Consider the following 5,713-nt stretch of genomic DNA (forward strand, 5'->3'; position numbering starts at 1 on the left):
ACCATATGGGCTCGTACGGGGTTTAAGTGGATGTATTTGCTGGTCTCCAATTGATACGCATCGGTTTCAATGAGCTCCGCCCGGTAACGGCCTTGGAGTAAGTGACCTACAAAATGGTATTTTTGGTTAAAGTAAATCGAGTACAGCATATTGATTCTTTGCATGATTTGGTTGATTGGGATATCAAGAGTCTCCATTTGGAGGTGTACGTGGTTTGTCATTAAACAATAGGAGTATAAGTGGAAGGGAAAAATTTTTCTGACATACCGAAGGGTGGTGAGGTAGTACTCGCGATCTTCATCATCCCGAAAAATTTCATGACGGTGATTTCCTCGACACATGATGTGGTAGGATGCACCTGGATACCAAATACGGTGTTTTCTTGCCATGGACTCTCCTTTCTCTGAGGGTAGGGGTTAATAGAGGAAAATATCCGGGGTCACTAATTTCAGTGTATTTTATATTTTACAATATTATTTTTAGTTTGGGAATAGCTTTCATAGATATCAAGTAGAAAATTTCATGTGGAGAAAGTCCTTTATTCGAGGTGACAATGAAGGAGATGCTTTTAGAATAAACTTCTACCACATCTGTTCCTGTCCAACGATTCCTTGATAAAATTACGCAAAAGTACGAAATAATGATGCTAAAAAAAGAGGATAGCCTCTTTCTTAAGTTCGACATGTTTCGACTGGGGTCAGACCCCTGCCGAAGGGGAAGCGCGACAGCGCTTCGCCGTCTGCGATCTTTTAAAGTTTGAAAAGGGATAATTTTTGTTTTATTGATGTTGAACTTCGCAAAGCTAACGCTTTAGCTCAGTGATGGGGTCACTTGAGTAAACTAACAACTTCTTCAGCTTCTTTGTCCTTTTTTCGCTGCGCATTTGGATTATCCCAAATTTCATAAATGATACGAGGTTCTCTTTCAATCATTTCTTTTGCCTTTTCATAATCATCTTGACTAAAAGCATTAATAATTTTTATTAAATCCCCTCTGTTCAAAAGAAGTACACCATTGACCCCAGCAAGAGTTTCACAAGAATCAGTATATTTTGTAGTACACACAACAATAGCCTTTTTAGCTTGAAAATAATTACGGGCTGTGTAAACCTGTTGCACTGCGTCAATCCCTACCTGATATTCCTCACTATATCTCTTGGCTTGAACAATGCTGCGAACCCCACTTCGATCCGTAAAAACCAAATCCGCCCCAAAATCATGACTATCAACCGTTTTGTAGGCATCACTATAACCTAATGCTAGAAATAATCTATATAGATACATTTCAAATTCCGAACCATCTTGCATTTCGTCAATATGATTAATTGTAATATCTTTAAGATCATATTCTCCTAGGCCTTGATTTGAAAATTGACGTTTCTGGCGAAATTTAACAACTAATAAATAAATACCTATAACTAAAACAGACGTTATTATTAAACTGCCTATTACGAATTCCAATATTACCTCTCCTTAATTTATTCCTTTTTTCTTACATCTTGTCTTAGCCCAAGAAATACTTTAATTAAATTGAAAAGGGTAACCTCAAATAATATCCCCTATTATTGCTAGCTTAATAAATTTCAAAAAAGGATAGCTGAGCAACGTACACCTAGCGTTTAACAAATGATTTACTACTGGTTAAGTTTACCTTCAAATTGTAAACTTCCCAAAGCGACGCTTTAACCCAGAGATGGGGTCAGCCCCATTAGTGAGGTGAAGCGCGGCAGCGCTTCGCCTTCTACTAACGAAGTTTATCAAGTAAACTGTAGTAATAATAGGTCTTTGATCTGATTTTCCCGTCTGAGAAAATAATTTTTTCTTCTTCGAGTCTATTTAAATATCTTCTGATAGTTGGCTCTGAAATACCTGTTTCTGCTGCGAGGCTCTTTGAAGTGAAGATAGGTCGTTGAAACATTACATTCATTACCTTTAAAATATTACTACTGTTAATGATCTTCGCTGATTTTTCCATATCCTCTTCATATAAATCATTTATATCTCTGATCAACTCCACATTTCTTTTTGCTTGGATGTGTATACAATCTAAGAAGAAACCAATCCATTGATTCCAGTTCTGTTTGTACCTCGTATCATTTAAAAATCTATAGTACTTATGTTTATCCCGTTCCAACACATCACTTATAAAGAAATTGGGGTAGTTGATCACTTCCTTATTGTACAAATACAATGGTATCAATATCCTCCCAATCCTTCCATTCCCATCCAAAAAGGGATGAATAGTTTCGAATTGTGCATGGATAATTGCAATCCTTATTAGCTCATCATAATTATCAGTTGGATCATTAATATACTGATCAAGATTTGAAAGATACTGATCTAAAAGCTGTGGTTCGGGCGGAATATAGGTTGCTGTTTCAATGGTGCACCCTTCTGGTCCTAAGAAATTTTGGATTCTGCGAAACTCCCCAGGGGTGCGGTTAGCCCCCCTAACTTTACCTCCGAGTAATGTAGAGTGCATGATCTTAAAAAGCCTTGAAGATATAGGTAAATTTCTTAGTAATTCCAATCCTTCATTTAACGCACGATAATAATTTATTGCTTCTTGTGTATCTTTGTTTACCTTCCTACTTTGGGCCTCTACCTCCATAACTTCGTCCAAAGTAACTTGGGTCCCTTCGATTTTAGTTGATTGTACTGCTTCCTTTAACATTACTGGCCTTAATAAGTATTGTGGTTCTAGTTTTGAATTATTAAGCAAAGTCTGGTATTCGACAATACTTTTATTCGCATCAATTAACTTACGAATTAAGCTGATTTGGTTGACGATTTCATCACTCAACGGTAACATAAGCGGCACAAAAGGCTTTAACTTCACGATCACTCCCCCTATCGTTCAAAATAAAATAATTATGATTGTAATCATCAAAAATAGTTTTATTACGATCAATTTTATCTAATTTTGTCTTTTATTATACTCGTTTCATTACCTTTTGTTAAGTAAAAACCCTTCGGTCATATACCAAAGGTAAAAGTAGTCAAGTTACTTTTAAATTAGCGAGGAAACGTAGTCGTCAAATAGCCCACACCTAACAAACTAGATGAGGGCTTTGTATAATTTAGCTATTCTTTTTAAAGACTTAGCAGTGCGTTATTGGTTCTTGTCCACATAATCGTTTCGTAAAATATTTGTTTTACGAAATAATGTTGCTAAAAAAAGAGGATAGCCTCTTTCTTAAGTTCGACATGTTTCGACTGGGGTCAGACCCCTGTCGAAGGGGAAGCGCGGAAGCGCTTCGCCGTTGACGATCATTTGCGTGGAGAGAAGGGCTTGTTGTATTCAACTACGGCGAGCTAACGCTTTAACATACTGAGGAGGCATCGTCCTATGCTTGGCCGGCTGGTATCACTTATATTTCTTGATGAAGAACCTTCTCCGATCACTATGATGATTTGTCCTTCACCCCCAGATACTTTTTTAGGGCTTCTTGCAATATATGAGAAAAATTGACGTTGTTTTCTTGGGCTAAATCATCAAGCCATTTTGGGATCGTGAGAGTTTTCTTCACGGCTTTATTTTCCATCTCATGTCGGAACGGAGGCATCCATACTTCTACTAGTACCACTGCTTGATTGTCTTCCACTCTCAATAATTTTACTTGTGTTGGATCTGGAATAGTTTCGCCTTCTTGCTCCATCCCATACAATTGTAAGGCCAAAGCCTCTTTCGCCATTCGCAGGGCCTCTTCTTCAGTGTTCCCACAAGTTAAACATCCGGGGAGGTCTGGAAACTCAACGGATATTCCATCATCTGCATAATCAAAAATGGATGGGTAAATATATCGATCTTTCAACTTTATCAACTCCAGTTGATATATTATAATATTTCTAATAACCCGGCTTGCTTTAATATGCTTTTTTGTGTTCTAAGGGGTAAATTCTTTTTTGGATGAGGGATTGTAACTAAACCTGCCTTCTTAGGATGTTTAAATTGATAATGATCACCTTTTATTCGAACTAACTCCCATCCATCTGCTTCAACGAGCCCCATGAGATCACGTGAAGAATATGCCTTCATTTCCCTCCCCCTTACTTCTATTATAACATTCCCCATATATAAATATACGTATAAAAACACGTGTTTACCTTTAAAGTATTATATTATTTTACATTCAAAAAACTACTTCATTTCGACTAACACACATAATCCTACGAATTTACTTCACACCATCTTGCGAAGCAATCCGAATCACCCCTAACTTAACCAGCCTAGACATAATCGCCCCTTCTGTCCTTTGGTGTTTCTTGGCTATTTCCTGTATGTGGTGTCCACATTTATAAGCCCTGATCAATTCCTGATCTTCCAGGGGCACCCAAGGCTTTCCGGAGTTGGGTGGCAGTTCAGCGGCTCGTTTCATTTTATACCCCAAAACTTTCACTCCATCCAGAGCTAAATAGAGGGCCTTTTGGGTTTCCTCCTGATGAAAAGGGCCTGGTTTCGGTAATTCTTGACTTGTAAAGGGATCTTTCCCTTGGGCAAGACGGCCTATGATCTCAAGTGCTCTACTAATTTCCATTTCCTGTCCTCCTTTATCCACTTCTAAATGAGTTCAACTGTTTGATTGGGTTTAATTCGAATGACGGACTCTAGCTCAAGCAGGGAAAGTGTTTCGATGATGTCGGAATGGCTGCGCTTCATGATTTTTGCTAATTGATCAATGGACATTGAATTTGTTTTGAGTTGCTCGACGATGCCTTTTTCAAATGAAGTAAGCGAACTTTCATGAACAAATTTCACGTTTTAATGTGCGTGCATGATTGACAGTACTCCATGTGCCGCTTTTCTCCCCTGCTTCGACGACTAAAAGCTTGGAAGACCAGGCACTGATGAGGAAATTTCGTTGATGAAAGTGGTGCGGATAGATAGGGGTTCCTGGTGGATAGGAAGAAAGAATGGCTCCTTTTTGAATAATCGCTTCCATTAAGGATTGGTGTTCTCTGGGATAACAAACATCTACCCCACTCCCCAAAAAAGCCATCGTATAACCCCCGGCTTTTAAACAGGCGGTATGTGCATAACCATCGATGCCTTTGGCCATCCCGCTAATGACCGGAATTTGATGCTTTGCCAGGAATGCAGCGGTCTCAATAGCCACCTGTTTCCCATATGATGTGCATTGTCGCGTTCCAACGACCCCCACCCCCATACTGTTTTCCCTAATCGACCCACGATAATATAGAACGACGGGTGCTTTTGGATTTTGTTTTACCTTTTCGGGATAAAGGGGATCTTCGATGGTAAGCAGGCCGATATTCCCTTTTAGCATTCGTTCTAGCATTCTTTCTGACTTGTCTAGGGAACGCGCTGCTAGGATTCGATCCACCAATGCTGGTCCCATTCCGGGTACCTTTTCTAATTCCCTGGGATTGATCCTAAAAATTACTTCGGGTGAGTCAAACTGCTTTAGCAGCTTTTTCTGCATCACAGGTCCGATGGATGCAATCCCTGTTAACCAAATCCAGTACACTCTTTGATCGATCATTTATACGACCACCATCCCTTTTTGATCCTTATCTAAGTCACGGGTACTTAAGGCAGCGGCTACATCCTTTTGACGAATCTTCTCCGATCCATCCAAATCCGCATAGGTGCGGGCTAGTTTCTTAAATTTATAAAAGCTTCGGGCGTTGTATTGAAATCTTTCGTAAGCTTTTTGCAGCATTCTCATTCCCCCTTCATCTAATTGACAGTA

At 39.1% G+C, this 5,713-nt stretch carries 9 protein-coding genes; all 9 read right to left on the minus strand.

Annotation, left to right across the window (positions count from 1 at the left end; genetic code table 11):
• The coding region (locus tag J2Z37_RS25110) for a transposase (RefSeq protein ID WP_209813067.1) at positions 1-389 on the minus strand (389 nt) is incomplete at its 3' end.
• A gap of 438 nt (positions 390-827) precedes the next feature.
• Positions 828-1,460, minus strand: a complete 633-nt coding sequence (locus tag J2Z37_RS25115; protein WP_209813068.1) for a restriction endonuclease — start codon at positions 1,458-1,460, stop codon at positions 828-830.
• Positions 1,461-1,743: 283 nt separating this feature from the next.
• On the minus strand, positions 1,744-2,838 hold the full coding sequence (locus J2Z37_RS25120; RefSeq protein WP_209813069.1) for a Fic family protein: 1,095 nt from the start codon (positions 2,836-2,838) through the stop codon (positions 1,744-1,746).
• Positions 2,839-3,403: 565 nt separating this feature from the next.
• Positions 3,404-3,823, minus strand: coding sequence for a type II toxin-antitoxin system HicB family antitoxin (locus J2Z37_RS25125; protein ID WP_209813070.1), 420 nt, complete (start codon positions 3,821-3,823; stop codon positions 3,404-3,406).
• A gap of 14 nt (positions 3,824-3,837) precedes the next feature.
• A complete protein-coding gene (locus tag J2Z37_RS25130) occupies positions 3,838-4,038 on the minus strand; it encodes a type II toxin-antitoxin system HicA family toxin (RefSeq protein ID WP_209813071.1) in 201 nt (66 codons plus the stop codon).
• Positions 4,039-4,177: 139 nt separating this feature from the next.
• A complete protein-coding gene (locus J2Z37_RS25135; RefSeq protein WP_209813072.1) occupies positions 4,178-4,537 on the minus strand; it encodes a hypothetical protein in 360 nt (119 codons plus the stop codon).
• 23 nt (positions 4,538-4,560) lie between these two features.
• Positions 4,561-4,758: a hypothetical protein gene (locus J2Z37_RS25140; protein WP_209813073.1), complete on the minus strand. Its 198-nt coding sequence runs from the start codon at positions 4,756-4,758 to the stop codon at positions 4,561-4,563.
• On the minus strand, positions 4,742-5,503 hold the full coding sequence (locus J2Z37_RS25145) for a DNA-processing protein DprA (protein WP_209813074.1): 762 nt from the start codon (positions 5,501-5,503) through the stop codon (positions 4,742-4,744). Before J2Z37_RS25145 ends, J2Z37_RS25140 begins: the two co-directional genes overlap by 17 nt.
• On the minus strand, positions 5,504-5,713 hold a 210-nt coding region (locus J2Z37_RS25150), incomplete at its 5' end, for a magnesium chelatase subunit ChlI family protein (RefSeq protein WP_483413499.1).

Source organism: Ammoniphilus resinae, from assembly GCF_017873965.1.
GTDB classification, from domain to species: Bacteria; Bacillota; Bacilli; order Aneurinibacillales; family RAOX-1; genus Ammoniphilus_A; species Ammoniphilus_A resinae.